We start from the raw sequence: 26,268 nt of genomic DNA on the forward strand, positions 1-26,268 counted from the left end.
GAGCGGTGAACGGGGCTTACGGCCGGCCCCCGCGCCCCCGCCCCGCCTCCGTCAACGCGTCCGTCCAGCCCGCCGCGTACGCCCGCGACTCGCGCGTGAGCAACTCCTCGTACAGCCGGTCGAGCAGAGCCGTGCGGTCGGGGGCGGGGGAATGCAGGAGGTGGGCGAGGCGGGTGTAGGTGTCGATCGGCTGCTGCGGGGAGTGACTCGTGCCAGTCGCCATGTCGTCGTCCTGCTTTCCTGTCTGTCCGCTCGGCTGGTGGTACAGGTGGCGCTCCTGGTGCGCTCGAAGCGTCGGTTCGAACTAGTGTACGAGTAATCCTGTGGTGGTGTTTCGTGTTTGCCGAAGACAGTTGCCCGCTGTGCGGTCCGGACCTGCGGTGATGCGGGGTGCGGTGGCAGTTGTGCCAGGTTGGTGAAGTAGGATCCGGCCGTTCTCCCGTCGGTGAATGAAAGGTGAATGACCAGGCCCGGTGCGGCATTTGGGGGCCTGGCCGCGACGGTGGGCGGCGATGAGGCGCATGTGACCGACTGGCTCGAACAAGCCCCCGATCTTCCCCATCTCATCGCCCGGCTGTCCGAACTCGTCCTACGGCTCGGCTACGCCCCCGACGACCTGGTGATCCTGCCTCGTGCCGACTTCCGTATGTCCAACTGCTGAGCGCTCCGCCCGAGTTGACGCGAGTAGAAGAGCGCGGGGAACAGGAGCGGGTCGTGGCGCGGGAGAAGCGTGCCGCGCCCGCCGAACGGCGTTCGGTCGTACGGCGCAACGGGCGGCCCAGCGTGCCCCCGCTGAACGCCGGAACCGGGCGCGACAAGGGACGTAGGACGGAACCGTCGGAGCCCTCGCCGGCCCGGCCCGGCACCCGGAGTGAGGAACGCCCCCGGCTCTCCGCCAAGGCCCGTGCCCTCGCGGACGAGTTGGAGGGCCGGGCCTCCAACGGGCGCCGGGACGAGGAGAACGGCACGGTGGACTGACAATCAGCCGAAGAACCGGGCCAGTTGGACTGTAGAGGGAGCCGGCTCCTCGGCCTCGGGCCCGTTCTCCTGCGCCGGTGTCTCCTCGCCGTACGAAGGGCGCGGTACCGGTGCCGGTGGGTCCGGCTGGTCGCCCTCCTCCGAGTTGACGGAGGCGAACATCCAGTTGGCGGCGGCGAGATGGTCCACGGCGGCGGCCAGCAGATGGTCGGTCACCGACCAGTCGGCGGCCTCGCCGTGCAGCTCCCGGTTGAGGGCGCTGTCGTGCGGCAACTGCCGTACGAGCACGGTGAGTCGGCGCGCGGAGAGCCGGTCACGATGCCAGTCGAGCAGATCGATGCCGTAATAGCGGAGCAGGTCCGCTTCGAGGGCCTCGGCGTGTTCGTCGACGAACCCGACGAGGCTCAGCCTTCCCCCAGGCCGAGCCCGGTCTCCTTGCCGTAGGCCTCCAGGATGGCGGCGATGTCCTGCATCGTGACCTCGTGCTGTTCGAAGCGGGTGAACTGCTTCTCGCCCAGCAGGAGTTGGAGCAGCCCGTCCACGTCGTTGTCGTCGAGCTTGCGCAGCGCCTTGGCGGTGGCGCGGGTCAGCTCGGTGGGGAGGGTGTAGCTCTCGGTGTCGAGTTCGAACGACCAGGTACGGCCGAGGGCTTCGAGCCGCTGGGCGCGGGCCGCGTTGACGTCGAAACGGGTCATGGGGATGAGTGCTCCTTAACAGGCCCAACGGGCCTCGGTAATAAGGGGAGTTGGGGGCCGGGGCGGGACGGGCGGGCGTGCCCCGTCCCACCCCGGTGGGTCAGGACGCGGCGTACGCGGCGTCCTTCATCACGAAGCTGGCCAGCGGCGAACCGTCGGCCGCGGACATCGCGCTGAACGTGATGCCGAGCTGCGCCGCCGACTTGCGGGCCAGCTTGATGTCGTCCGACGCGGTGACCTGGCCGCGCGGGATGCCGAAGCGGTACGTCACCGTCGAGCCGTCGCTCGCCCGGACGTCGGTGAACTCCAGCCCGAGAGCGCGCACATCGGCGAACGGCCGGTCGGCGATGTCGTACTGGTAGACGCCCGTCGAACCGGTCACCGCGCTGACCCCGCCGCCGCCCATGAAGAACGGCAGCGTGTCCTCGTTGAACTGCATCAGCGAGAACTTGAGGGTCAGATCGCGGTCCGAGTACACGAAGTGCACCGGGCTCACCGCCTGCCACACGTCGACCGGCTCCAGCTTGTCCTTCTTGCTGAAGGTGACACCGTCACCGGAGGTGAACCCGAGGTTCTTCCAGGTCGCCCAGTCGGTGGCGGGGTCGGTGGAGAAGGTCGACGGGACGTCGGTGTCGGCCGGGGCGACGTAGAGGCGGCCTACGCCGGCGATGCGGATCTCGGAGGAGTTGGTTCCTGCCATGGTGAATCTCCTTGTTTTCCAGGTGAGTTGGGATGGGGTGCGGTCGTACCCGGGAGGTCCGGGTACGAAGAAGGCCCCGCCGGGGGGTGGCGGGGCCTTCGGTCTGTGGGGCGGCGCGGAGCGTCCGGGAGGTCGGTGGGTGGGATCGGTGGGTGGGGTCAGTAGACGTCCACGTACACCTTCATCACCGTGACGTAGCGGTTGGCCGCGGAGTAGAGGTAGTCGGGCAGCCAGCGCGGGCCGTCCTGCTCCTCGACCTCGGTGACGAGGTTCGTGCCGTACTTGTTGTTCGCCATCGCCAGTACGGCCTGACGGGCGTCGTTGGCCAGGACGTGCGCGGCCTGCTTGGTCGGGCCGTACACCTCCAGTTCGATCAGCGGCTGGTCGACGTGGCGTTCACCGACCCAGGCGCCGCCGCGCCGGTTGACGAACACGGCGGCGGCCGTGCCGTCGAAGCCGGTCGGCGCCTGTACGGCGACGATCGCGCCGGAGAGCCGGGGGTCGTCCTCCAGGATGTCGACGATCATCGCCTCGACGTCCGGGAAGGCGCTCGGTGGAGTGGGTGTGGTCATGCCGGGTCACCTCGGGGCAGCTTCGGGAGGGCGTGCGGGACGCGGCGGTACGCCTGCACACCGCGACGAGGCACTGAGCGGCCGGCCTGCGGGCGCAGCTCCGCCGCTGCACCAACTGTGACAGACGAGCGTGCGCGCACGCAACTAAAAACCGAGAACCGGGTGAGCGGGGGAGGTGGAGGGAGGTGGGGGAGAGGCTCGGGAGCCAAGAGGGATGGGTGGGGGGAGAAGTCTGGGAGCGGCGAGGGAGGGACCAGTTCCCTCGTACCGCGAACCGGCGAACCGGCGAACCGGCGAACCGGCGAACCGGCGAACCGGTGAACCGGTGAACCGGTGATCGGGGCCCGAGGGCCGGAGGCCGACCGGTCAGTCGGTCATCAGCAGCCGTGCGTCCTCGCGCCGCACGTGTTCTACGGCTTCTGCCGCCGGTACGTCGTTCGGCAGGAACTGCTCGACCACCCGCACGAACATCTCCCTCCGGTCGGCCGGCACCCCCAGCAGATCGGCGACCTCCTCCAGCGTGGGGCGTCGGGTGAACTCGGCGCCGGGTGCGGGGGAGGCCAAGTAGTCGTGCGGGTCGGCGAGTTCCTCCGCGGTGAGTCGGCCGGAGCGGATGAGCATGTCGCGGACCGGTACGCCCAGCACGCGGGCGAGCCTGCGTGTGGTCTCCAAGTCCGGCATGCTCTGGCGCTGCAGCAGGCGGGTGACGGCGGCCCGGTGGACCCCCGCCTCGTCCGCGATCCGGGACTTGCCGCCGCCGCGCGGGCTGTCGATGTCGTAGCCGCGGTCGCGCATCAGGTCCTCGACCCACGCGGCGAACGCGTCCAGATCCTGGCTGGTCATCTGTGTGCTCGCTTCCTTTGGATGGCAGCGAGCTTAGCTTGCTTGCGCGCACGGAATTACGTGCTCGCGTGCAAGCACTAAGGAAAATCGGCTCAATTGGGGGGAGGTTCGGTGGAGATGGGGGCGTGGGGGCCGGTTTCGTGACGGGTTGTCGCCGTGAATGTGAGGTGAGTGACCAAAGTTTCCGTTGCGAGCGCGCGCGCAATCTGTAAACCTGGACGGCCGGATGGCACGTGCCAAACGCCTGTGCCACACCCGTCCTCCAGGGAGGCCCCATGTCCACGATGCCCGCGATATCCAGCGACACCTGCCCACCACCGCGCCGCTACGACTGCGATGGAGCCGTCGGCTGGCAGACCGCCGCTGCCTGCGCCGGACTCCCGCCCAAGGCCGTCTTCTCGAAGAAGGTCAAGGAGGCCGCTCCCGTTCTGCGGGCCTGCGCCCGTTGCCCGGTGCGGCGGGACTGCGAGCGGATCGTCGCGCCGGCCGACAACTGGTTCGACGGCGTGTGCGGCGGCCGCCTCTACCGCTCGGGGCGACCGGTCGAGATCCCCGCGCACCTCCTCCCGGCCGCGCTGACCGCCATGCCGGCGCTGTCGACCGCGCGTGCTCCGCGGGGAGGCTCCCTTGCCTGACCCGAGTCCGGGGTCCGCCGCGGCGGACCCGACCACGCACGCCGCGCTCTGGATCGGCACGCTGCTCCAGCAGTTCCCCGAACTCGCCGTCGAACTCGCCCCCGGCCGCACCTCACCGGCCCACCGCGCCCCCGCCCCGCCGCCCCCGCCCGACCTCGGCGACCGGCTCCGCGAGGAACGCGCCGAGGCCCTCCTCCTGGAACAGCGGCACGGACTCGTCGCCCCCGGCCACAGCGCGGCCCCGCTGCGCCTGCACATCTCCGACACGATCCGGGACATCACCGACGGCGTCGTAGAACTGGAAGAGGCCGTGCGGGAGCGGCTCGGGCTGCCTCGGGCGCGGCGGGCGGCCGTGCCCGAGCGGTTGCGGCGGATCGCCGGGCTGCTCGACGCGGTGGCCGCCGATGCCGTACTCGCCGCGCACGTACGGGACGAGACGCGGCGGATGGCTCGGCGCTGTGCGCGTGCGCTGGGGGACACCGAGAGGGTCGTACGGGTGTCGGGGCGTTGTCCCTGGTGCGACTCGGTGTCGTTGCGGGCCTTCCCGGACCGGGGGGCGGTGCTCTGTGTGAACCCGGCGTGCCGTTGCTCGGTGCCGGACTGCGGCTGCCACGACGATCCGGCCTACCGGCACACCTGGGACGAGGGGGAGTGGGAGCGATGACGACGTTCACCAGGGGCCGGATGCCGACGCTGATTCCCGGGCCGCTCGCCGCGCAGGAGGCCGGGGTCGCGCCCGCCACCATCCGCAAGTGGGTACAGCTCGGGCATCTGGCGCCGGTCGGCCGGGCGGGGCGGGCCCAACTGTTCCGGCTGGAGGACGTGTTCGCGGCGGAACGTGCCGCCGGGGGCGGTCGCCGCGCACGCTGAGGGACGGCGACGGAGGGTCACCCCGCTCCCCTCTATAGGGGGTTCAGGGATCTGTACGGGGGCGGGGGTGGCCGACCTCTTTCGGTATCGGTGGGGAACCGGTGCCGTTTTCGGTGCGTTGGAGCATCATGGAGGCATTCGGTCTCCGGCGCCGGGGGAGGTGTTCCGTGTCGTACCCGACACCGTGGCAGGGGCAGTGGCCAGGACCGCACCAGCCGTCGCAGGGGCCGAGCGGGGCGTCGATGCTGGCCGCGACGGCGGACCGGGAGCGGACCGTGGACGTGCTCCGGGCCGGTTTCGCCGAGGGGCGGCTGCGCGAGGACGAGCTGGAGAAGCGGGTCGCCCGGGCCTACGGCGCCCGTACGGTGGGCGAGTTGATGCTCCTGGTCGCCGATCTGCCCCAGGGCCCCCAGGTGCTGCCCGCCGTCCAGGCACCGCCGCCGGGATTCCGGCCGGTGCCGCCGACGTTCCTGCCGCCCCCGGTGCCGCCGACCAACGGCAAGGCGGTCGGCTCGCTGGTCTGCGGCCTCCTCATCGTCCCGACCCTGGGCCTCACCGGCATCCCCGCGGTGATCCTCGGCCACACCGCCCGCGCGGAGATCCAGCGCACGGACCAGGGCGGCGACGGCCTCGCCCTGACCGGCCTGGTCTTCGGGTGGCTCGCGGTGACGGGTTGGGTGCTGATGCTGCTCCTGATGATCGCGGCGGCGGCGAGCTCGACCTGAGGGCTCCCGTACCGTAGATCTGCGAGCTCCGAGCCGTAGATTCGAAGATCGCGGACGAGGCTCGGCTTCGGCATGACCCCCGTCGAGCCGTGGGTGCCACCCATTTGTTTTGACCGCAGCGAATGAGGTAGGTACGCTCAGACCTTGTGCCTGGGGTGTGCCCTGGCTCTCGTGCGTGCCTTGAACCGCACTAAGGGAGCCGACACTGGCCACCGCAATCTGCGCCCCTTTTGCTCACCGGCGAAAGTCTGCGGGATTCGACACACCCGACCGCGTGGGTCGGCGATGTTCCAGGTTAGCTTCACCATCGGCACACAGAAACCGGAGAAGTAGTGCCTACGATCCAGCAGCTGGTCCGGAAGGGCCGGCAGGACAAGGTCGAGAAGAACAAGACGCCCGCACTCGAGGGTTCCCCTCAGCGTCGTGGCGTCTGCACGCGTGTGTTCACGACCACCCCGAAGAAGCCGAACTCGGCCCTGCGTAAGGTCGCGCGTGTGCGTCTGACCAGCGGGATCGAAGTCACCGCTTACATTCCGGGTGAGGGACACAACCTGCAGGAGCACTCCATCGTGCTCGTGCGTGGCGGTCGTGTGAAGGACCTGCCCGGTGTTCGCTACAAGATCATCCGCGGTTCGCTTGACACCCAGGGTGTCAAGAACCGCAAGCAGGCCCGCAGCCGCTACGGCGCCAAGAAGGAGAAGTAGAAAATGCCTCGTAAGGGCCCCGCCCCGAAGCGCCCGGTCATCATCGACCCGGTCTACGGTTCTCCTCTTGTCACCTCCCTGATCAACAAGGTGCTGCTGAACGGCAAGCGCTCCACCGCCGAGCGCATCGTGTACGGCGCCATGGAGGGCCTGCGCGAGAAGACCAGCAACGACCCGGTCATCACGCTGAAGCGCGCGCTGGAGAACATCAAGCCCACGCTTGAGGTCAAGTCCCGCCGAGTCGGCGGTGCGACGTACCAGGTCCCGATCGAGGTCAAGCCCGGTCGCGCCAACACGCTCGCGCTGCGCTGGCTGGTCGGTTACTCCCGCGCCCGTCGCGAGAAGACCATGACCGAGCGTCTGCTCAACGAGCTTCTCGACGCTTCGAACGGCCTCGGTGCGGCCGTCAAGAAGCGCGAGGACACCCACAAGATGGCCGAGTCCAACAAGGCCTTCGCGCACTACCGCTGGTAGTCGCAGACCCCATCGAGACCGAGAGAAGACCGAAGCCTTATGGCTACCACTTCACTTGACCTGGCCAAGGTCCGCAACATCGGGATCATGGCTCACATCGACGCGGGCAAGACGACCACCACTGAGCGGATCCTCTTCTACACCGGCGTCAGCTACAAGATCGGTGAAGTCCACGACGGCGCCGCCACCATGGACTGGATGGAGCAGGAGCAGGAGCGTGGCATCACGATCACCTCTGCTGCCACCACCTGTCACTGGCCGCTCGAGGACAACGACTACACCATCAACATCATCGACACCCCGGGGCACGTCGACTTCACCGTCGAGGTGGAGCGTTCGCTGCGCGTCCTCGACGGTGCCGTCACGGTGTTCGACGGTGTCGCCGGCGTTGAGCCGCAGTCCGAGACGGTGTGGCGTCAGGCCGACCGTTACGGCGTGCCGCGCATCTGCTTCGTGAACAAGCTCGACCGGACCGGCGCGGAGTTCCACCGCTGCGTCGACATGATCAAGGACCGCCTCGGTGCGGTTCCGCTGATCATGCAGCTGCCGATCGGTGCCGAGATGGACTTCAAGGGCGTTGTGGACCTGGTCCGCATGAAGGCGCTCGTGTGGTCCGCCGAGGCGGCGAAGGGCGAGATGTACGACGTCGTCGACATCCCGGCCACGCACGCCGAGGCCGCCGAGGAGTACCGCGGCAAGCTGGTCGAGGCCGTCGCCGAGAACGACGACGAGATCATGGAGCTGTTCCTGGAGGGCGTCGAGCCCACCGAGGAGCAGCTGTACGCCGCGATCCGTCGCGTCACCATCGCGTCCGGCAAGTCCGACGGCATCACCGTCACCCCGGTGTTCTGTGGCACCGCGTTCAAGAACAAGGGCGTCCAGCCCCTGCTCGACGCGGTCGTGCGCTACCTCCCGACTCCGCTTGACGTCGAGGCCATCGAAGGCCACGACGTGAAGGACCCGGAGGTCGTGATCAAGCGCAAGCCGTCGGTGGACGAGCCGCTGTCCGCGCTCGCGTTCAAGATCATGAGCGACCCGCACCTGGGCAAGCTCACCTTCGTCCGGGTTTACTCGGGCCGCCTGGAGACCGGCACCGCGGTGCTGAACTCCGTCAAGGGCAAGAAGGAGCGCATCGGCAAGATCTACCGCATGCACGCGAACAAGCGTGAGGAGATCGAGGCGGTGGGCGCCGGCGACATCGTCGCCGTGATGGGTCTGAAGCAGACCACGACCGGTGAGACGCTGTGTGACGACAAGAGCCCGGTGATCCTGGAGTCCATGGACTTCCCGGCGCCGGTCATCCAGGTCGCCATCGAGCCCAAGTCCAAGGGTGACCAGGAGAAGCTGGGTGTAGCCATCCAGCGTCTCGCGGAGGAGGACCCCTCCTTCCACGTTCACTCGGACGAGGAGACCGGCCAGACCATCCTCGGCGGTATGGGCGAGCTGCACCTCGAGGTGCTGGTCGACCGTATGAAGCGCGAGTTCCGGGTCGAGGCCAACGTCGGTAAGCCGCAGGTCGCGTACCGTGAGACGATCCGCAAGGCCGTCGAGCGCGTGGACTACACCCACAAGAAGCAGACCGGTGGTACCGGTCAGTTCGCCAAGGTGCAGATCGCGATCGAGCCCATCACCGAGTCCGACGGCCCGGCGTACGAGTTCGTGAACAAGGTCACCGGTGGCCGTATCCCGCGGGAGTACATCCCGTCGGTGGACGCCGGTGCGCAGGAGGCCATGCAGTTCGGCATCCTCGCCGGGTACGAGATGACGGGCGTCCGCGTCACGCTTCTCGACGGTGCCTACCACGAGGTCGACTCCTCCGAGCTGGCCTTCAAGATCGCCGGATCGCAGGCCTTCAAGGAGGCCGCGCGCAAGGCGTCCCCCGTGCTCCTTGAGCCGATGATGGCCGTCGAGGTCACCACGCCCGAGGACTACATGGGTGAGGTCATCGGCGACATCAACTCCCGCCGTGGCCAGATCCAGGCCATGGAGGAGCGTGCCGGTGCGCGCGTCGTGAAGGGCCTCGTGCCCCTCTCGGAGATGTTCGGCTACGTCGGCGACCTCCGCAGCAAGACCTCGGGTCGCGCAAGCTACTCGATGCAGTTCGACTCCTACGCCGAGGTTCCCCGGAACGTCGCCGAGGAGATCATCGCGAAGGCCAAGGGCGAGTAACACACACCGTTTGCACGCTTTAGGCTTGACACCGACCGCCGGGGTCCGAAGACCGGCAGCGGGACGAGAGATCGTCCCCGGAAACCGGGACCAGAACCCCGGCGGGCGGCATCCCAGCAAAGATCACCTGGCGCCGATGAGTAAGGCGTACCAGAACCACTCCACAGGAGGACCCAGTGGCGAAGGCGAAGTTCGAGCGGACTAAGCCGCACGTCAACATCGGCACCATCGGTCACATCGACCACGGTAAGACGACCCTCACGGCCGCCATTACCAAGGTGCTGCACGACGCGTACCCGGACCTGAACGAGGCCTCGGCCTTCGACCAGATCGACAAGGCTCCTGAGGAGCGCCAGCGCGGTATCACGATCTCGATCGCGCACGTCGAGTACCAGACCGAGACGCGTCACTACGCCCACGTCGACTGCCCCGGTCACGCGGACTACATCAAGAACATGATCACGGGTGCCGCGCAGATGGACGGCGCGATCCTCGTTGTCGCCGCCACCGACGGCCCGATGCCGCAGACCAAGGAGCACGTGCTCCTGGCCCGCCAGGTCGGCGTTCCGTACATCGTCGTCGCCCTGAACAAGGCCGACATGGTGGACGACGAGGAGATCCTGGAGCTCGTCGAGCTCGAGGTCCGTGAGCTCCTCTCCGAGTACGAGTTCCCGGGCGACGACCTTCCGGTCGTCAAGGTCTCGGCGCTCAAGGCTCTCGAGGGCGACAAGGAGTGGGGCCAGACGGTCCTCGACCTGATGGCCGCCGTCGACGAGTCGATCCCGACCCCCGAGCGTGACGTCGACAAGCCGTTCCTCATGCCCGTCGAGGACGTCTTCACGATCACCGGTCGCGGTACGGTCGTCACCGGCCGTATCGAGCGTGGTGTCCTGAAGGTCAACGAGACCGTTGACATCATCGGCATCAAGCAGGAGAAGACCACCACCACGGTCACCGGCATCGAGATGTTCCGCAAGCTGCTCGACGAGGGCCAGGCCGGCGAGAACGTCGGACTGCTCCTCCGTGGCATCAAGCGCGAGGACGTCGAGCGCGGCCAGGTCATCATCAAGCCCGGCTCGGTCACCCCGCACACGGAGTTCGAGGCCCAGGCGTACATCCTGTCCAAGGACGAGGGTGGCCGTCACACGCCGTTCTTCAACAACTACCGTCCCCAGTTCTACTTCCGCACCACGGACGTGACCGGCGTCGTGACCCTCCCCGAGGGCACCGAGATGGTCATGCCGGGCGACAACACTGAGATGACGGTTTCGCTCATCCAGCCCGTCGCCATGGAAGAGGGCCTGAAGTTCGCCATCCGCGAGGGTGGTCGCACGGTGGGCGCCGGCCAGGTCACCAAGATCAACAAGTAAGTCTTGATCTGACCCGGTAGTTTCCAGAGAGACCCGTACGGCTTCGGTCGTACGGGTCTCTTTGCTGTTCCCCGGTTGCTGTTACGAAACTATTCGGCGGGTACGACCCGTTGTCCCCTCCTTCCACTCGTCCCACCATTTGTCATGCCGCTGAGCAAATTCGCTTCGGAGGGATGAGTCATGGGCGAGCGCGTGAGCCGAAGAGCCGTTCTGGGGGCGGGAGTTGCCGCGGTGCCGGTGTTGTCGGGGGTGACCTTGCCGACATCGGGGTCCGTGGACGCGGGTGCGTACATCTCCTTCTCGCGTACTACGGGTGCGTTTCCCCTCGTCGGCGCCCCGGTGGTGGTGGACCCTGACGATCACCCCGGAGTCGTACGGGTGGCAGGGGACTTGAGGGGCGACATCGAACGCGTCACCGGCGTACGCCCCGGCAGCGCGCTCGCGCGGGAGCGTGAGGTGGTGCTGGTCGGCACGATCGGGCGCAGCGCGCTGATCGACGGTCTGGTGGCCGCCGGGAAGCTGGACGTGTCCGGGGTGCGGGGCCGCTGGGAGACCTCGCTGCAGACGGTGGTCGAGCGGCCGATGCCGGGGGTGGAGCGGGCGTTCGTCGTCGCGGGAAGCGACCCGCGCGGGACGATCTTCGGTGCCTACGACGTCTCGTACGGCATCGGGGTCTCGCCCTGGCACTGGTGGGACGACGTGCCGCCGACGCGCCGGGGTGAGGTGTGGGTGCGGCCGGGGCGGTACTCGCAGGGGACGCCGGTGGTGAAGTACCGGGGCTTCTTCATCAACGACGAGAACCCGGCGCTCGGGACGTGGGCGCCGGCGTACTTCGGGCCGGGGAAGGCGGCGGGGTATCCGGGCGGCTTCAACGCCGACTTCTACGGCCGGGTCTTCGAGGTGCTGCTGCGGCTGAAGGGGAACTACCTCTGGCCGGCGGTGTGGGGGCGGGCCTTCGCGGAGGACGACCCGGAGAACCATCGGCGGGCCGCGGAGTATGGGGTTGTCATGGGCACGTCGCATGAGGCGCCGATGATGCGGGGGATCGAGGAGTGGAACCGGCACGCGGTGGCCGCCGTCCGGGACTCCTCGGGTGTGATCGTGACGCCGGGGCACGATCCGTACGGCGGGACGGGGGAGTGGTCGTACCGGCTCAACTCCCCGGCGATACGGGCCTATTGGCGGGCCGGAGTCCAGCGGATGGTCGACCAGGGCTTCGAGGGCGTCGTCACGCTGGGCATGCGCGGGAACGGTGACACGAGCCTCCCGGACGGCGACGGCATCGAGTTGATGCGGGAGATCATCGCGGCGCAACGGCAGATCATCGAGGAGGTGACGGGGCGGCCGGCGGCGGAGACTCCGCAGGTGTGGACGTTGTACAAGGAGGTGCAGCGGTATTGGGACCGGGGGTTGAGGGCGCCGGATGACGTGACGGTCGTACTGACGGACGACAACTGGGGGAACATCCGTAAGCATCCGGATGTAGGGGACGGCGTACGGGCTGGGGGCTACGGCCTCTACTACCACTTCGATTACGTGGGTGCCGGGCGGAACTACAAGTGGGTGGACACGGCGAACCTGCGGAACGTGTGGGAGCAGCTGCACGCGGCGTACGCGTACGGGAACCGTGGGCTGTGGGTCGCGAATGTGGGCGACCTGAAGGGGAACGAGCTGCCGACCGAGTTCTTCCTCAACTACGCCTGGGATCCCGAGGGTTGGGATGCCTCGCGGCTGGGTGAGTGGGAACTGCGGTACGCGCGGCAGAACTTCGGGGTGGGGCAGGCCGATGAGATCGCCTCGGTACTGGCGGCTTATGGGCAGTTGCAGGCGCGCCGCAAGCCGGAGTTGCTGAACCGGCGGATCAGTCTCGTCGACGGCCGGGTGGTCTACGACGATCAGCAGACTCCCTTCGCCTTCGGGCACCGGGAGTTGGAGCGGGTCACGGAGGAGTGGCGGGAGTTGGGGCGACGGGCCGAGCGGATCGGGCGGCGGTTGCCGGCCGGGGTGCGGGACGCGTGGTTCGAACTCGTCGGGTTCGAGGTGCAGGCCACCGCCAACCTGTACGGGCTGCGGTCGGCCGAGTTCACGAACCTGCTCTACGCGGCGCAGGGCCGGGCCGCGACGAACGACCTCGCGGATGAGGCGGAGGCGGGGCTGGAGACGGACTTCGCGTTGGCCGAGCGCTTCAACTCCGTTGTGGCGGGCGGGAAATGGCGGGGATTCCAGACGCAGCCGCACATCGACTACGGGGATGTGGAGCGGTACGGGCCCAACGCCGGGTGGCAGCAGCCGGAGAAGGACAACGTGGCGTTGCCGGATGTGTTGTTTCCGGCGGTGCGGCGGATTGGGGTGCCGGTGGGGGCGGGGCTCGGGGTGTCGGTGGACGGTGCTTCGGAGTCGGGTGCGTGGTGGCCAGGCGGTGCGTCGGGGGCGGCGGTACTACCTGCGTTCAGCCCGTATCAGACGCGGCCGCAGCAGTTCGTCGAGGTGTTCAACCGGGGGCGTACGGCCTTCGATTACCGGATCGAGGTGTCGGTGCCGTGGTTGGTGGTGGAACGGCCTCGGGGGCGGGTTGAGCGGCAGGTGCGGGTGGAGGTGGGGGTGGACTGGGCGCGGGTGCCGGTGGGGCGGGTCGAGGGGGAGTTGACGGTGACCGGGGCGGGGGGATCGGTGACGGTCGGGTGCGTCGCCGAGCGGCCGTCGGGGCGGGGGCTGCGGGGGTTCGTGGAGGCGGGCGGGTACGTGGCGATCGACGGGGAGCACTACGACCGGGCGGTGGGTGGGTGGCGCCGTATTGAGGGCATCGGGCGGACCGGGGCGGGGATGACGCCGTGGCCGGTGACGCTGCTCCGGCAGACGCCGGGTGGGGTGGACTCGCCGCGGCTGGAGTACGAGGTGAGCCTTCTGTCGGCAGGGGAGGTGACGGTGTGGGCGTACCTGTCCCCTCGTAACCCTGCGTTGCCGACGGGCGGTCTGCGCTACGGCGTCTCCCTCGACGACGGGCCGATCGAGACCGTCGACATCAACATCGGTGCAGATGACGGGCTGTTGAACGACGTGTGGGCCCGTAACACCTCCGACAACGTCAACGCGACGGCGACGAAACACTCCGTGACGAAGGTCGGGGTCCATCGGTTGAGGTTCTGGATGGTGGACCCGACGGTGGTGCTGCAGCGGCTCGTGATCGACACGGGGGGTCTGCCGGCGCTGTACCTGGGGCCGTTGGAGAGCCGGCGGGTGTAGCCCGTGGTTGAACGCGGAGGGTGACGGGTGGGCGTTGCGGGTGGCGTGCCGGGTGTGCTGGACGTTTCGGGGGTGCCGAGTGTGCCGGGGGTCTCGGCGCGGGGGCCGGGGCTGGCTTCGTCACCCGGGGAGAAACGGGCGGCGGCTCGGGCGATCGAGGACCACATCGAGCCCGGTACGCGTACGGCGGGGCGGTGGGCGGACGACGAAAACGGCGCCGCCGTACGGGAGTTCGCCGCGAAGGACGGGGACGGGTGGGTCACCTCGGCGGCCCTGAAGAAGGCGCACGGGGCGTGGGCGGACCAGGTGAAGAACCTGATGGACCGGCTGAGTGCGGAGAAGGGCGCGCTGCGGAGCGGGAATGCGGTGCTGACGAGTACCGATCTGGCGGTGGGGTCGGCGTTGCGGGAGCGGTCGGCTCTGGACGCGCTCTGAGGCCAACGGGCGCTTGGCGCGCCGGAGTTGAGTTATCGGGTTCAGCGGAACTATTGGGGCGACTGGGCGCATGCCGACGTATCACGAGATCATGACCACCGACCTCGCCGCGCTGACCACCGCGGCCGAGCGCTGGGACGGCATGGCGGGCGAGTTCGAGAAGCAGGAGTCGGCGTACCGGCGGGATGTGCACGGCATCTCCGTGGGCACGTCGTGGACGGGGCTCAGCGCCGACGCGGCGAACGCCCGCTTCGACGTCACGCTCAAGGAGTTCCAGTACGCGCAGACGGAGGCCAAGGGGATCGCGGCGCTGCTGCGGGACGCGCACGAACGGTTCGTGGAGCTGCGGGGCCGGGTGGTCGCGGCGCGGTGGGACGCGGTTCGGGCGGGTATGCGGGTCTCGGATTCGGGGGTGGTGAGCCCGAGTTCGGACCAGCCGGACACCCCCGCCGCACCCCAGGCCGCACAGCCGTGGCAGGACCGGATCGACAAGGCCGTACGCGATGTGACGGACGCGGACACGGGTGTCCGGGTCGCGCTGGCGGGGGTCGTGACCGACTCCGAACTGCTCGCCGGCGGGCGGGGGTTCAACGGCAGGGCGATGGGCGACATCGAGGCGTACGAGGCCGAGGAGACGGAGCGGTACCTCCAGAAGTTGAGCAGGGGAGGTGAATTGACGGCCACTCAACTCACCGAACTGCAACGGTCGTTCCGGGACAACAGCGAGGACGAGGGGTTCTCGCGGATGGTCCTGGACGACCTCGGCCCCACCGGCACGCTCAAGCTCACGAACGAACTGAACGACCGCGTCCACGTCCAGGGCGGCGCGGGCGCGGGTACGTACTCGGCGATCGAGACGGGCCTGGCGAACGCGCTCGCCACGGCGACGAAGGACACGAAGTCGGCGTGGTACCGGAAGTGGCGTACGGGGATGCGGCACGCGGGCGTCGAGCACTACGCCACGGACGCGCAGGGTCTCCACCTGGACAAGGCGGTCGGATACCAATCGCTGGTGACACTGATGCAGAAAGGCCACGGGTACTCCCCGGGAATGGTCGAGGACCTCACCGACGACATGATCGCGGCGGAGAAGAAACACCCCGGGATCTGGCGGGTGAAGGGCACGTATGCCGGGGCGCGCGATGGTTGGTTTGCCAACGACCCCGTCGACGGCATGCTCGGCATCATGAGCCGCGACCCTGCGGAGTCCGCGCGTTATCTCCATTCCGACGCCCACATGAAATACCTCATGAAGGACCGGGACTGGAATGTCACCCTGAACGACGAGGGGGTTTCGAAGGGCGGGCGTTATGTGCCCCGGTTGGACGGGGACGACCGGGCTGGATTCGGGGCGGCGTTGCAGGCGGGGGCCACGGGGATCGATCCTGCGGATCCGGGTGGGGTGCGTCATGGGGATCGGGCCACGAATGACGCGGTGTTCAAGTCGGCGCTCACGTATTTGGCGGACAAGGGGGATGATTTCCCGCCGTCGTTGCGGAAGCCGATGGCCAACGTGCTGGCCAATCATGGGGGGACTGTGCATGCGGCGATGAGTGAGGTGGATGTCGGCCATTCGCCCTTGGATCAGCATCAGCTTTTCGAGGTTGCCAAGCAGGTGTCCAAGGATGAGGGGGCGTATGGGGTGTTGAACGGTGGAATGAACCAGGCGATGGTGTCGGCCATTCACAACGACCACTCGAATTCAGCCAGTTCCCTGAGCGGGGCCGGCCGGACCGTGGGCTTCCTGGAGGAGGCGAGGCTGCAGGCCGCGGGAGACCCGAAGGTCGCGGAGTTCCAGACCAAGCCGTTCTTTGACAAGGCGATCAGTTACATCCCGGTGGTCAGCGGTGATGTGCAGACGGGGTTCGACTATGTGACGGACCAGTGGCTGGCTGATGAGCAGAAGAGGCTCGACGACAAGCAGGCGGAGGACAACATTCAGGCGTACACCAGGCGGAACGGCCAACTGATGGCCCTCGCGGACGAGTGGAAGAAGACCCATCGGTCGGACAGCAATCCGTACTACAACGCCAAAGAGGAGATCGGTAGATCCGCCCGAGACGGGATGGCGCACGCCACTGGAATGTCCGGAGAACAAGCCACGTGAACGCCCGCCGAATCCTGATCGTGGTGTTGCTGTCCATCCTTCTGCTGTCCTGCGGAAGTTCCGCATATCACGAGGTTCCGAAGGCTATTTGCGGGACCCCCATCGATCCCGCCCTCACTCGTCTGCTTGTGACGTCTGCGAAGGAATTCCACGAGTACAACAGAGTCGATCGCTCCGATGCGATCACCGCGCCCTGCATCCTTCTGGCGGAGCACGACCCTGTTCTCGAGTTCCGTTTCTCGTGGGACGACACGGCAACGGACCTTATGTACCTGGCAACGGGTTCGGGGTCGATCTCCCGTGTAACGCAACCGCGGAGTATCAACCTCGGCTACAAGTCGATCGTCGGCACCGACGGGGCCATCTCGATCGACCGATGCGCGACCAAGGGCGGCAAATACTTCACCCTCACCCTCCAAGTCCCCCAAATCGGCCTGATGGACCAGACCCACCGTAAGGACATCGAGAGGTTCATGCGGGCCTACTTCCCGGCGACGCTCAAGACTCTGGGGTGCAAGTGACGATGCCGGAATGAGTACGAGCGCTCATGTGCCGCCCCGCGCCCTGCAGTTGGCTGGGGGCATGTCGATCACACAGGGCACTTGGGTACGCGGTACATGGGTCGGACCGCTGATCGCGACGGTCGTCACCCTTCCCGCCACCCTCATCACGTACATCGTCGCCGGTCTCTCACCCATGGCCTGCGACGCCTGTGACGGAGCGAAGGCGGAGCACTTCACCCGGAGGTTCGACACCGCCTTCACGTTCCTACAGGTGGGCCTGCTGGCCTCCGTCGCGCTGTTGCTGGTCAGTTGGGGCCTGCCGCAGACCGAGTCGAACGTCGCCCGGCGCCGCGTCTTCGCCGTCCTCGCGCCCGGCACGATCGCGCTCTCGGCGATCTTCTTCGCGGCGATGGTCCCCTGGCCCAACTGACCGGCCCGTTCCGACCGCTCGCGGAACGGAACGAAACGGGACTGTCACTGGGTGTAGCTAAAGTGGACGGCGGTACTGAGGTGCCGAGGAACGCACGGGGGAGGACAGTGTGCTGCCGAGCGACGGTGGATCGGGGGCGTCCGCTGCGTCCGCTGCGTTCGACACGGTGAAGGGCGCCGCCGATGTCGCCACCGAACTGTCGTCCTTCGCGGCGTTCCGGAAACGCGTCGACCAACTGATCCGCGACCTCAAGGGCTCGGACGCCGGCCCCGGCAAGGTCGGCCAGGAGCGGCTCGTACGGCAGCAGTTCGGCGGCGGTGGCGGCCAATGGACGGAGGCGGCCGGGCTGTTCACCGCGTACGAGACGGTGGTCGCTGAACTGGAGACGCTGTCGCAACTGCTCTCCGTTTCGATGGAGGGCATGAACATCGCGGTGCTCGCCTCGCACAAGGGCTACCGGAACATCGACCTCGACCTCCGCGACCGTATGACCGCGATCAGCGCGGAGACGACAAAGCACTACGGCGGCGCCTACGACCCTCAACCCCCGAAGCAACCTCACCCCGCCGCCCCCGGCGTCGACGCGGGAGGCACGATCTGATGTCCGCCGCAGCACCCGGAACCGGCAGCACGTCCTTCGAGGCGATGAGCCACGAGCAGATGCTCGCGTGGCTCGACCAGGCGAACTCGGGCACGGTACGGCTCGCCGCCGACCGCCTCACCGCCGCCGCCGAGGAGATCCGCAGGATCGGCGAGGAACTCAAGGTCCGCCCGCAGTACGTGGAGTGGAAGGGCGAGGGAGCCGACGCGTTCCGCACCTGGTCCGGCGACCTGGCCAACTCCACCCTGCGCCTGGGCGACTTCAGCGACGACGCCGCGAAGTGGCTGGGCCAGGCCTCCGACGCGATCGCCCACGTACAGGCCTCGATCCCGCGCGACACGAAGACCGCCCAGGCGAACCCGAACACGGCGACCCGGGCCCACAACGCCCCGGACACCACGGCCGTCACCACCAAGTCCGCGACCGAACTCGCCGCCATCGCCGCAGCCAAGGAGAAGGTCCGCCAGGAGGCCGCACTCCAGATGCACAAACTGGGGCAGTCGTATCAACTGTCGGCCACGCAACTGGACGGGTTGGAACGGCCTGTGTTTCCGCCGCCTCCGAAGGCCGTGCAGCCGCCGGACGCTCGCGCGCGTGGCAGTCAGAGTGGCATCGCCCGTCCCAGTGGTGGTGACTCCCGTACCCCTGTAGCACCTGCTGGGCACTTGGGCGTTGGTGAAATTCGGGAGCCGAAGCCGACCTCTCACCACGGGGCGGTGGCGCCCCCGGCGTACGTGCCGACGGCTACGACCATCGACCCGCAGGTTCGGGTGGGCGTCGACTCGGTGGCCATGTTGCCTCAGATGCCGAGCACCGGTGCAGGTACGAGTGACGGTCCCAGCGGCATGGGGCAGCCCCACAGCACGGCGACAACACCGCCCGGTGGCGGGACGCCGGCGTTTGGTGGCAATACCGGCAACCCTGTGGGCTCGGGGGCGTTGGGCAGGCCGACAGCGTCTGCCCGGCCGACCGTCACTGGCCGGTCTCCCGCCACGCCTGGTCAAGGAGCCTCTGTCCCCAACTCCGGCCGTGTGGGCGGCAGTAGCGCCGGCGGTGTTGTCGGTGGTCGCCCGACCGGGACCCCGACGGGTCGGCCGGCGGGAGCGATTCCCCGGGGGACGGTGGTGGGCGCGGAGAAGCCCGCCGGTCGTGGCCCGGTGGGCTCCACAGCAGGCGGTGGCCGTGCCGTGACTCCCAACAGGGGTGTTGTGGGCGGCGCCCCGCAGCAGCCGACGCGGGTGCCGTCCAGTCGACCTGGTACGGGTGGCACCGGTGGAACGGTCGCCTCGGGTGCCGCGGTTCGAGACGGTGTCTCGGGCGGCATGCCCAGCGCCGGACGCCCGGGGGCAATCCGTGGCAGCGCGACCGCTCCTCCTTCGACGCAGCCGATGCCGTCTGCATCCTCTATGTCCTCTACGTCCTCGTCCCGCGCGGGCGTTTCCGGCGCACGGTCCGACCGCCGTGAGGCCGAGGAGCGTCAGCGCCGGGAGAAGCGCCGTCGTACCGAAACCCCACCACCGATTGACCCCCAGTGACTCCCAGATCGACCTCCAATCGACCTCCAACCGACCTCCAGGGAAGGCGAGAAGAAGCGCATGTTCATCAGCAGTACTCGGCGCGGGCGCCGCGAGCTTGTGGCATCGGCGGTGCTCGGACTGCTGCTGGTTGGTGCCACGGACGTTCCGGCGCACGCTGATTCGACCCGGCGGCAGCAGTGGTTCCTGGATGCCATGAAGGCCGAGCAGATGTGGCGGACCAGCACGGGCGAGGGCGTCACTGTCGCTGTGATCGACTCCGGTGTGGACCAGGACAACCCTGACTTGAAAGGCCGCATCCTGCCCGGGAAGGACTTCGCCACGGGCCAGGCGGGCGACGAACACACCGACTACGACGGTCACGGCACGGGAATGGCGGGCCTGATCGCCGGGACCGGGGCCTACGACTCCGGGAACGGTGCCTTCGGGCTCGCGCCGGGGGCCAAGATCCTCCCGATCCGGATGCCCGACGCCGAGGCCGCGGCCGACGAGGGAGAGGCTGCCCGGCAGTTCAACGAGGCGGCACCGAAGGCGATTCGCTACGCGGCGGACTCGGGGGCGCGGGTCATCAACATCTCGCTGGGACAGACCGAGGGTTCGGCGAAGCTGACGGCGGCGGTGCGATACGCCCTGGAGAAGGGCTCGTTGGTTTTCGCGGCGGTCGGCAACAGCGGAGACAAGGGGAACCAGGTCGAGTACCCCGCGGCCACCCCCGGCGTCGTAGGCGTAGCCGCAGTCGGCAAGAACCTGAGCAGGACCGCCGAGTCGGAACACGGCCCCCAGGTGGACCTGGCCGCACCTGGGGAGGACCTGGTCTACGCGTGCGCGAGCCAGAGCGGACTCTGCAGGGGCCACGGCACCAGCGGCGCCACCGCCCTGGCCTCAGCCTCCACCGCCCTGATCTGGTCCAAGCACCCCACCTGGACCAACAACCAGGTCCTCCGCGTCCTGCTCAACACGATCGGCGCCCCCACGGACGGCGCGAAGCGCAACGACTCGATCGGGTACGGCATCGTCCGCCCCCGTGTCGCTCTGCAGAACCCGGGGAACCCCGGTCCGGCCGAGGAGTACCCGCTCCCTGACCTTGCCGCTGCCCGGAGCTCGCCGTCCCCGGCCTCGAACGCCTCAGCTTCCAGTGCGGCGGGCGCCCCGGCGAAGGGAGACGACCTCCTGGCCGCAGTCTCGTCCTCGGGGGACACCGGTGGGAGCGCGCTCTGGATCGGACTGGGTGCCGGTGCCGCGGTGCTGGCCGGCGGGGGCGCGGTGGCATTCCTCGTGCGCCGGCGCAGACACGCATGAAGCAATCGGCAGTTGACGGCCGGTGGTTGGGCATCGCGGGGCGAGGCCGGTGTGAAGGACCGATGCGGGGTGACCCTCAAGTGCCGTGGGTGCCACCGCCGTTGGGTAAGTTGAAGAACTGGTAAGAAAACCTGCGGCCGGCCGAGCCGACTGCTGGGGCACGGGGATCAGGGGATCGAGGAAGGACGCGGGGCGATGGCCTGGGACGAGTGGGAGCAGCTCAAGACTGACGCGGCCCGGAGGGGCTCGGCGCACATGCGGCTCAACCAGCTCCCCGCGGACGGCGGTGGCAGCGGCGGCGATCTCGTCGTGCACCAGGACGACCTCGGCGCCGTAGGCCATGAGGCGTTCACCCTCCACGACGATCTCCGTACGGCGGCGGACGTCGACGGAATGGGCGCGGACAGGCAGGGCGACGGATCCACGACGCGGGCCGCCGCCGAGCTGAAGGCACAGGGTTTCGCGATGGGGCCCGCCCTGTCGCGGACCGTCACGACATGGACGAGCCAGGTGCAGTCGCTGCTTCAGGCATGTGCGCACATCTCGAATCACCTCGACTACACCCGGAAGACGCACACGCATGACGACGCACTGATCGCGGCATCGGTACGAGACGCCGGCGGCTCCGCTCTGTCGGTCTCACAGCTCGACAAGTACTTCAAGTAACGGGGGTTGCCGCGGTGTCCGGCGTCACGATGACGAACCTGGCGGAAGTCGATCTGGGGAGGCTCGGGAGCAGCGTCGCCGACTGGAAGTCCGTGGTCGACAAGCTTGACGAGCTGGCGACCCGGGCTGATACGGGCCTGCGGGCCAAGTCGGACGGTGCTCGCTGGGCCGGGGTGAACGCGGACGTCACACGCGAGTTCGTGGGAAAGACGGCCAAGGAGTTCAAAGACGCGCATGCCGAGGCCAGCAGCATCCACAGGGTTCTCGACGACGCCCACACCGAACTCGTCGAGATCCAGCGGAAGTTGACGACCGCGCTCCACAAGGAGGCGCCGGGACTCGGCGTGAAGGTGCAGGACTACGGCAACGAGGGCGGCAGCCCGGTCATCCACGTGTTCTTTCCGCATGATCGCACCACGGACGACGCGCACACCCAGGAACAGCTCGACGAGGCCCACCACTTGGCCGGTCGCATCGCCAACCTGGTGGCCCACGCCCGGGAGATCGACGACTCGGTGGCTCGCGCCCTCACCAAGAGCCACGGCGAGGACGGTCACAACTTCGGGTACGAGACGTACACGTCCCTGGACGACGCGGAGCAGCAGCGCGCCACCGAACTGGCCAAGCTCGGCACGGAGATGACCGACAAGCAGCTCGCCGAGTTCGACTCCCTCATGAAGTGGAACGCGAAGGACCCCGACTTCAGCACCGCCTTCTACAAGTCTCTCGGGGGAGCCGAGGAGACGCTCGAGTTCTACGGCCGTATGGCTCTCGACGGCACGGAAGGCGACGACAAACAGCGGCTGGCGCTGACCAGGCAACTCCAGAGCAGCATGGGCATCGCGCTCGCCACGGCGACCGACACCGGCAACGAACCTCATCTGCCCACTACTTGGGGCGATGAGTTCAGAAAGCTGGGAACCCAGCAGATCGCGCTCTACCCGGGCGCGATCAACTCCCCCTACGGCTATCAGATCCTCGGTGGGCTGCTTCGGTACGGGAACTACGATCCGAAGTTCATCAACCCCATCGCGGAACACATCGTCCAACTGCACCACGAGAACCCCGACTTCTTCGTGGGCAACAAGCCGATGACCGGAGGAGCCGACCTCGACTGGGGATTCAACCCGTCGGGGAAGACCGGTGCCGGCTACGACCCGCTCACCAGCGTTCTGGAGGGGCTCGGGCACAGCCCCGAGGCGTCGAAGCTGTTCTTCTCGGACGACACGACGCCCACGGTGTACAACGAGGACGGCACCGTGAAGGGCGGCACCCTCGGCTACACGTACTTCGACGAGCTGACGAAGAAGGACTTCGAGTGGCCGCCGGACAGCCTCGTCGCCCCCGGCAGCGACGCCGCCGCGCACGCCCGGGACAGCGGCCCGGACGCGCTCGGTCACGCGCTGGAGGCGGCGACACTGGGGCACGCGTACGACGACCCGGCGCCCGAGCTGGTCCGGGACGGAGTCTCGGCCGCGATCATGGAAAAGGTCGTGGCGACCTACGGCGACCCGGAGAACGTCCAGGACCCCATCTCGGACAGCCTCGGCCGGATGGGGGCCGGTTACATCGACGATCTGAACTGGGCGCTGAACGACAACAAGGCGGACAGCCTGTTCTCCCCGACCGATTCGGACGGTCATGCGCAGTTCGGATCGAGCGGCGCCATCAAGTTCCTGAGCTCGGTCGGCCAGCACCCGGACGGCTACTCGGACATCTCCACGGCTCAGCAGATCTACGGAACGAGCGCGCTGGAAGCGCAGGCCGACGGGGAGCACATCAATCAGCCGCACGCCCGGGAGATCGTTCGTACCGGTGCGGAGATCCAGGGAATCCTCGACCAGTCCAGAGCGGACCAGGTCACGGCCGAGGGGCTCGCGAAAGACGCCGAATACAACAAGAGCCTGGGACAGAAGGCGGGTTGGGTCTCATTCGGCGCGGGCGTCGGCATCGCCGCCGGAGCGGCTTTCCTGCCACCTGTGGCTGCCGTCGGTGTGGCAGGCACGCTGATTCCTGTCTTCATGGGCGCGGGCCAAGGCGCCATCTCGCAGCAGATCGGCACCGTGATCGGCGACAGCGCCGAGACGATGCAACAGGACAGCGGAAGCACGCTTCAGGAGCAGCGGGCCGAGATCTATCGAGCGGGCCAGGGCGCGGCGGCATCCCCGATGAACAGTTTCATGCAGGGGCACGGGATCGCGAGCGATGACGACGGCTTTGGGCAGGACCTGGAAGACGCCCTGAACAGCGGGTACGTGAAGGGAACCAACGGAGAGAACCAGCAGGGTGCGCTTCCCAAGACCTGACCCGAGGCGTTGCCCGCCGCGTCGGAATTCCTTCTCCCGCCCCCGTACAGACGAATGGTATTGCTGATGAAGCGCCTGAAGATCGCGCCGGTTCTGATCGCTGTGGTCCTCGCTGCGGCGGGCTGCCAGGGTGGGGGATCGAAGGCCGCGGATGCGACGAGCCCGAGTGAGGCGGCGAGCGGATCCTGCGACAGGTCCTTGACTGCTCCGGTCAAGGCGGCCATGAAGCGGGTGGCCGACCTCCCCGTCTCCGCGAAGACCTCCTTCATCGGAGATCCGCAACGGGCCGCTGAGCAGGTGATCGCACGGTACGAGGCCGGGGGAGCCGGCGATCTCACCGGCATCGCCTTCTGCGGAGCCTACAAAGGATCTTCGGGACTCGATTCCGTGATGGTCAGTTACTACCTTCCTCGATCCACTCCGGAGAAAGGAAAGGTCGCCGAGACCTTCAAGGAATACCGCATGGGGAAAACGGCGCTCGCCGGCGTCAAGGTCGGCGTTCTCTATTTCGAGTGCGTCAGCGGCAAGTTCGGCGGGACTTCAGGAACGAGCGTTCTGATCCGGGGAGAGGTGCGGAGCCGGAGCGAGGCGAGTGAATCCGCCGCCGCGGCACGCGAGGACAACCTGCACATCCTGCACGACACGAGCCGCACACTCGCGAGCCTGCTCAACTGCAAGGAGAACTCCGGCCTTTCGGACACCTTCAGCATGCCGCCCGAGGCATAGGAGGGCCCGCGCCGCTCGCCTGCTCGAGCAACCGGGCCCAGCCCCTCAGCCCCGACGATCCCCCAACACCCCCACCGCCCTCGCGAACCCGGAATCCCGCCCCTCCGTGAACTCCTCCTCCGTGAACACCGGCACCCGTACCTGCGGCGGAATCCCCGTCCCGTCGAACGTGTGGCCCGAGTGGGTCAGGAACTCCTCGTTCGGGAGCCAGGCCGCCATGCCGTTGGGCAGGCGGCGGGTCAGGGTGTCCGAGAAGACGCCCTGGGTGGGCTGGCCGATGCGGATCGTCTCGCCGGGGCGGCCCATCAGGGCCTGGGTGAAGGTCTCGCCCGCGCTCACCGTCGAGCCGCCGGTCAGGATCGCGATCGGGCCGGTGTAGCGGGGGGAGTGGGCCGGGAGCACCGGGATCGGTTCGGGGTGGGTGTGGTGGGCCGGGTTCCTCGGGTCGTTGCGGGCTCGCTTGGCGTAGGCGATGTACGGGGTGTCCGTCAGGCGGGACGCGATGTGGAGGCCCATCGCGTCGGAGCCGCCGCCGTTGATCCGGAGGTCGATGATCAGGCCGTGCAGCCGGCCCACCCGTTTCGACGTGAGGATCGTGTTCAACGCCCGGTCCAGCTCGGCCAGTTGGGACGCGTACGACGCGTTCTCCTGCGGCAGGTAGCCGCCGAAGCCCGAGATGCGCAGGTAGCCCAGCCGGCTGTCACCCCGTAGATCCGCGTACGTGATGCGGCCGTTGGCGAAGTCCCGGTGGTACGTCGCGCCCGTCAAGTCGTGCTGCTCGATGAACTTCTTCGCCCTGGCGTCCAGTTCGGGGGTCGGCGGTTCCGTGCCGGGGTGGCCCGTGGCGAACGTGTGGCCGCCGTCCTGGACCACGATGTGCGCGTCGTGCAGCGGGCGCACCATCGCGCTGAAGATGTCGAACAGTTCCGCCCTGGTCGTGTCCGCGTGGACCCGCGGGCGGTACTCGGCCCGCACCGCCCGCCAGTCGACGCCCTTGGCCGCGAAGAAGGGGTAGTTCTCCTCGAAGGACTGCCAGAAGACGTCGAAGGAGGTGACGGGGTCCGTCGATAGATGCTTCGTGCAGGTCGGCGGGAGCGACCCGATGCGGTGCAGCTGCTTGTGGCCCGCCGAGCTCGCCGTCGCCACCGACGCGTGGTTCGCGTCCTCGCCCAGGCGGACCGTCAGGACGTCCCCGTTCACCGTGTACGTCCCCGGGCCCGTCCGCCGGGCGGTGTCGCCCTTGAGGCAGCCCACGGCGGTGGTCTGGTACTCCTGGTACGTCCCGTGGGTGAGGGCGACGACCGTGCCGTAGCCGTCCATGCGCCAGAAGCCGTCGGCGGTGTGATCGGTGCCGGCGGCGGACGCGGCCGGGGCGGCGATGCCCGCGGCGAGGGTCAGGGCGATGACGGTTGCGGTGGCGGTACGCACGTTCTGTTCTCCCCGTGGTGCGGCGGTTCGACCTGCATGACCTGCATGTCTCACAACCCTGACCGACCGGTCACCGCCCCGGCCATCCGGCACACCCGTGCATCGGGGTGAGGAAAACCCCCGAGTGGGGGTCGGCGGTCATCGCGAGCGTGGAAGCGTCGAGTTCCAGGTGATGCCGATGGACTTCGACGATGGTGCGGCTGTGGCTGTGGCTGCGGCTGCGGCGATCGACGGCGCTTCCGGGTCGGAGAGGC

28 protein-coding genes are annotated in these 26,268 nt (G+C 68.3%); 21 read left to right on the top strand and 7 right to left on the bottom strand.

The features are described from left to right. Positions 1–16 precede the first annotated feature (16 nt). Positions 17–223 carry a hypothetical protein gene (locus tag OO69_RS09155; protein ID WP_033279999.1) on the bottom strand — a complete coding sequence of 69 codons (207 nt, stop codon included), beginning with the start codon at positions 221–223 and terminating at the stop codon, positions 17–19. A gap of 237 nt (positions 224–460) precedes the next feature. Between OO69_RS09155 and OO69_RS51880 the strand changes: the two genes are divergently transcribed. After that, positions 461–661, top strand: a complete 201-nt coding sequence (locus tag OO69_RS51880) for a hypothetical protein (RefSeq protein WP_158713363.1) — start codon at positions 461–463, stop codon at positions 659–661. A gap of 53 nt (positions 662–714) precedes the next feature. Further along, positions 715–978: a hypothetical protein gene (locus OO69_RS09160; protein WP_033280000.1), complete on the top strand. Its 264-nt coding sequence runs from the start codon at positions 715–717 to the stop codon at positions 976–978. Between the two features lie 3 nt (positions 979–981). Here the strand turns inward: OO69_RS09160 and OO69_RS09165 are convergent, their stop codons facing one another. The 5 genes from OO69_RS09165 to OO69_RS09185 all read right to left on the bottom strand — a co-directional run bounded on the left by OO69_RS09165 (position 982) and on the right by OO69_RS09185 (position 3,788). Further along, positions 982–1,317: a hypothetical protein gene (locus OO69_RS09165; protein ID WP_033280251.1), complete on the bottom strand. Its 336-nt coding sequence runs from the start codon at positions 1,315–1,317 to the stop codon at positions 982–984. Between the two features lie 65 nt (positions 1,318–1,382). Then, a complete protein-coding gene (locus tag OO69_RS09170; RefSeq protein WP_033280001.1) occupies positions 1,383–1,673 on the bottom strand; it encodes a hypothetical protein in 291 nt (96 codons plus the stop codon). Positions 1,674–1,773: 100 nt separating this feature from the next. After that, positions 1,774–2,373 (bottom strand): hypothetical protein, encoded by a 600-nt coding sequence (locus OO69_RS09175; RefSeq protein WP_033280002.1) that lies wholly within the window; start codon positions 2,371–2,373, stop codon positions 1,774–1,776. Between the two features lie 158 nt (positions 2,374–2,531). Next, complete coding sequence (locus OO69_RS09180) at positions 2,532–2,945, bottom strand: hypothetical protein (RefSeq protein WP_033280003.1); 414 nt, start codon at positions 2,943–2,945, stop codon at positions 2,532–2,534. Positions 2,946–3,311: 366 nt separating this feature from the next. Then, positions 3,312–3,788 (bottom strand): helix-turn-helix domain-containing protein, encoded by a 477-nt coding sequence (locus OO69_RS09185; protein ID WP_033280004.1) that lies wholly within the window; start codon positions 3,786–3,788, stop codon positions 3,312–3,314. 275 nt (positions 3,789–4,063) lie between these two features. Here OO69_RS09185 and OO69_RS49360 point away from each other — a divergent pair, with 275 nt between their 5' ends. The 19 genes from OO69_RS49360 to OO69_RS09275 all read left to right on the top strand — a co-directional run bounded on the left by OO69_RS49360 (position 4,064) and on the right by OO69_RS09275 (position 24,586). After that, a complete protein-coding gene (locus OO69_RS49360) occupies positions 4,064–4,423 on the top strand; it encodes a WhiB family transcriptional regulator (RefSeq protein WP_234444384.1) in 360 nt (119 codons plus the stop codon). Beyond that, positions 4,416–5,087, top strand: coding sequence for a hypothetical protein (locus OO69_RS09195; RefSeq protein ID WP_051800882.1), 672 nt, complete (start codon positions 4,416–4,418; stop codon positions 5,085–5,087). The genes OO69_RS49360 and OO69_RS09195 overlap by 8 nt, the downstream gene beginning before the upstream one ends. Beyond that, the gene (locus OO69_RS09200) at positions 5,084–5,293 is read left to right on the top strand and encodes a hypothetical protein (RefSeq protein ID WP_051800883.1); all 210 of its coding nucleotides are present in this window, start codon (positions 5,084–5,086) and stop codon (positions 5,291–5,293) included. Before OO69_RS09195 ends, OO69_RS09200 begins: the two co-directional genes overlap by 4 nt. Positions 5,294–5,460: 167 nt before the next feature. After that, complete coding sequence (locus OO69_RS09205; protein ID WP_078652353.1) at positions 5,461–6,018, top strand: DUF1707 and DUF4190 domain-containing protein; 558 nt, start codon at positions 5,461–5,463, stop codon at positions 6,016–6,018. A gap of 332 nt (positions 6,019–6,350) precedes the next feature. Next, positions 6,351–6,722, top strand: a complete 372-nt coding sequence (rpsL, locus tag OO69_RS09210; protein WP_003948652.1) for a 30S ribosomal protein S12 — start codon at positions 6,351–6,353, stop codon at positions 6,720–6,722. A 3-nt stretch (positions 6,723–6,725) separates the two neighbouring features. Continuing rightward, complete coding sequence (gene rpsG, locus OO69_RS09215) at positions 6,726–7,196, top strand: 30S ribosomal protein S7 (protein WP_005481264.1); 471 nt, start codon at positions 6,726–6,728, stop codon at positions 7,194–7,196. Positions 7,197–7,235: 39 nt separating this feature from the next. Beyond that, positions 7,236–9,365: an elongation factor G gene (gene fusA / locus OO69_RS09220; RefSeq protein WP_033280006.1), complete on the top strand. Its 2,130-nt coding sequence runs from the start codon at positions 7,236–7,238 to the stop codon at positions 9,363–9,365. 176 nt (positions 9,366–9,541) lie between these two features. Then, on the top strand, positions 9,542–10,735 hold the full coding sequence (gene tuf / locus OO69_RS09225) for an elongation factor Tu (RefSeq protein WP_019072299.1): 1,194 nt from the start codon (positions 9,542–9,544) through the stop codon (positions 10,733–10,735). A gap of 180 nt (positions 10,736–10,915) precedes the next feature. Next, the gene (locus tag OO69_RS09230) at positions 10,916–13,978 is read left to right on the top strand and encodes a glycosyl hydrolase 115 family protein (RefSeq protein ID WP_033280007.1); all 3,063 of its coding nucleotides are present in this window, start codon (positions 10,916–10,918) and stop codon (positions 13,976–13,978) included. Between the two features lie 54 nt (positions 13,979–14,032). Continuing rightward, the gene (locus OO69_RS09235; protein WP_033280255.1) at positions 14,033–14,413 is read left to right on the top strand and encodes a hypothetical protein; all 381 of its coding nucleotides are present in this window, start codon (positions 14,033–14,035) and stop codon (positions 14,411–14,413) included. Between the two features lie 70 nt (positions 14,414–14,483). Next, positions 14,484–16,520: a hypothetical protein gene (locus tag OO69_RS09240; RefSeq protein ID WP_033280008.1), complete on the top strand. Its 2,037-nt coding sequence runs from the start codon at positions 14,484–14,486 to the stop codon at positions 16,518–16,520. Beyond that, entirely contained in the window at positions 16,517–17,041 is a 525-nt protein-coding gene (locus OO69_RS09245) for a hypothetical protein (protein ID WP_033280009.1), read from the top strand. The genes OO69_RS09240 and OO69_RS09245 overlap by 4 nt, the downstream gene beginning before the upstream one ends. A 10-nt stretch (positions 17,042–17,051) precedes the next feature. Continuing rightward, complete coding sequence (locus OO69_RS09250; RefSeq protein WP_234444385.1) at positions 17,052–17,453, top strand: hypothetical protein; 402 nt, start codon at positions 17,052–17,054, stop codon at positions 17,451–17,453. Between the two features lie 109 nt (positions 17,454–17,562). After that, positions 17,563–18,054: a hypothetical protein gene (locus tag OO69_RS09255; protein WP_051800886.1), complete on the top strand. Its 492-nt coding sequence runs from the start codon at positions 17,563–17,565 to the stop codon at positions 18,052–18,054. Further along, the gene (locus OO69_RS50035; protein WP_078652354.1) at positions 18,054–19,589 is read left to right on the top strand and encodes a hypothetical protein; all 1,536 of its coding nucleotides are present in this window, start codon (positions 18,054–18,056) and stop codon (positions 19,587–19,589) included. The genes OO69_RS09255 and OO69_RS50035 overlap by 1 nt, the downstream gene beginning before the upstream one ends. Before the next feature lie 60 nt (positions 19,590–19,649). Next, a complete protein-coding gene (gene mycP, locus OO69_RS09260; protein ID WP_033280011.1) occupies positions 19,650–20,888 on the top strand; it encodes a type VII secretion-associated serine protease mycosin in 1,239 nt (412 codons plus the stop codon). Between the two features lie 195 nt (positions 20,889–21,083). Then, on the top strand, positions 21,084–21,554 hold the full coding sequence (locus tag OO69_RS09265; RefSeq protein WP_033280012.1) for a hypothetical protein: 471 nt from the start codon (positions 21,084–21,086) through the stop codon (positions 21,552–21,554). 29 nt (positions 21,555–21,583) lie between these two features. Further along, complete coding sequence (locus OO69_RS09270; RefSeq protein ID WP_033280257.1) at positions 21,584–23,860, top strand: hypothetical protein; 2,277 nt, start codon at positions 21,584–21,586, stop codon at positions 23,858–23,860. 66 nt (positions 23,861–23,926) lie between these two features. Further along, positions 23,927–24,586 (top strand): hypothetical protein, encoded by a 660-nt coding sequence (locus OO69_RS09275; protein WP_033280013.1) that lies wholly within the window; start codon positions 23,927–23,929, stop codon positions 24,584–24,586. 45 nt (positions 24,587–24,631) lie between these two features. Here OO69_RS09275 and OO69_RS09280 read toward each other — a convergent pair whose 3' ends face one another. Next, complete coding sequence (locus tag OO69_RS09280; RefSeq protein ID WP_033280014.1) at positions 24,632–26,014, bottom strand: S41 family peptidase; 1,383 nt, start codon at positions 26,012–26,014, stop codon at positions 24,632–24,634. Positions 26,015–26,268 lie beyond the last annotated feature (254 nt).

It is taken from the genome of Streptomyces sp. NRRL F-525 (assembly GCF_000716605.1).
Classification (GTDB): domain Bacteria; phylum Actinomycetota; class Actinomycetes; order Streptomycetales; family Streptomycetaceae; genus Streptomyces.

Bases quoted from the DNA above. Each gene is read 5' to 3' on its own strand.
- OO69_RS09155 (WP_033279999.1), bottom strand. From the start codon at position 223: ATGGCGACTGGCACGAGTCACTCCCCGCAGCAGCCGATCGACACCTAC.
- OO69_RS51880 (WP_158713363.1), top strand. From the start codon at position 461: ATGACCAGGCCCGGTGCGGCATTTGGGGGCCTGGCCGCGACGGTGGGC.
- OO69_RS09170 (WP_033280001.1), bottom strand. From the start codon at position 1,673: ATGACCCGTTTCGACGTCAACGCGGCCCGCGCCCAGCGGCTCGAAGCC.
- OO69_RS09175 (WP_033280002.1), bottom strand. From the start codon at position 2,373: ATGGCAGGAACCAACTCCTCCGAGATCCGCATCGCCGGCGTAGGCCGC.
- OO69_RS09180 (WP_033280003.1), bottom strand. From the start codon at position 2,945: ATGACCACACCCACTCCACCGAGCGCCTTCCCGGACGTCGAGGCGATG.
- OO69_RS09185 (WP_033280004.1), bottom strand. From the start codon at position 3,788: ATGACCAGCCAGGATCTGGACGCGTTCGCCGCGTGGGTCGAGGACCTG.
- OO69_RS49360 (WP_234444384.1), top strand. From the start codon at position 4,064: ATGTCCACGATGCCCGCGATATCCAGCGACACCTGCCCACCACCGCGC.
- OO69_RS09200 (WP_051800883.1), top strand. From the start codon at position 5,084: ATGACGACGTTCACCAGGGGCCGGATGCCGACGCTGATTCCCGGGCCG.
- rpsG (WP_005481264.1), top strand. From the start codon at position 6,726: ATGCCTCGTAAGGGCCCCGCCCCGAAGCGCCCGGTCATCATCGACCCG.
- fusA (WP_033280006.1), top strand. From the start codon at position 7,236: ATGGCTACCACTTCACTTGACCTGGCCAAGGTCCGCAACATCGGGATC.
- OO69_RS09230 (WP_033280007.1), top strand. From the start codon at position 10,916: ATGGGCGAGCGCGTGAGCCGAAGAGCCGTTCTGGGGGCGGGAGTTGCC.
- OO69_RS09240 (WP_033280008.1), top strand. From the start codon at position 14,484: ATGCCGACGTATCACGAGATCATGACCACCGACCTCGCCGCGCTGACC.
- OO69_RS09250 (WP_234444385.1), top strand. From the start codon at position 17,052: ATGAGTACGAGCGCTCATGTGCCGCCCCGCGCCCTGCAGTTGGCTGGG.
- OO69_RS50035 (WP_078652354.1), top strand. From the start codon at position 18,054: ATGTCCGCCGCAGCACCCGGAACCGGCAGCACGTCCTTCGAGGCGATG.
- mycP (WP_033280011.1), top strand. From the start codon at position 19,650: ATGTTCATCAGCAGTACTCGGCGCGGGCGCCGCGAGCTTGTGGCATCG.
- OO69_RS09265 (WP_033280012.1), top strand. From the start codon at position 21,084: ATGGCCTGGGACGAGTGGGAGCAGCTCAAGACTGACGCGGCCCGGAGG.
- OO69_RS09270 (WP_033280257.1), top strand. From the start codon at position 21,584: ATGACGAACCTGGCGGAAGTCGATCTGGGGAGGCTCGGGAGCAGCGTC.
- OO69_RS09275 (WP_033280013.1), top strand. From the start codon at position 23,927: ATGAAGCGCCTGAAGATCGCGCCGGTTCTGATCGCTGTGGTCCTCGCT.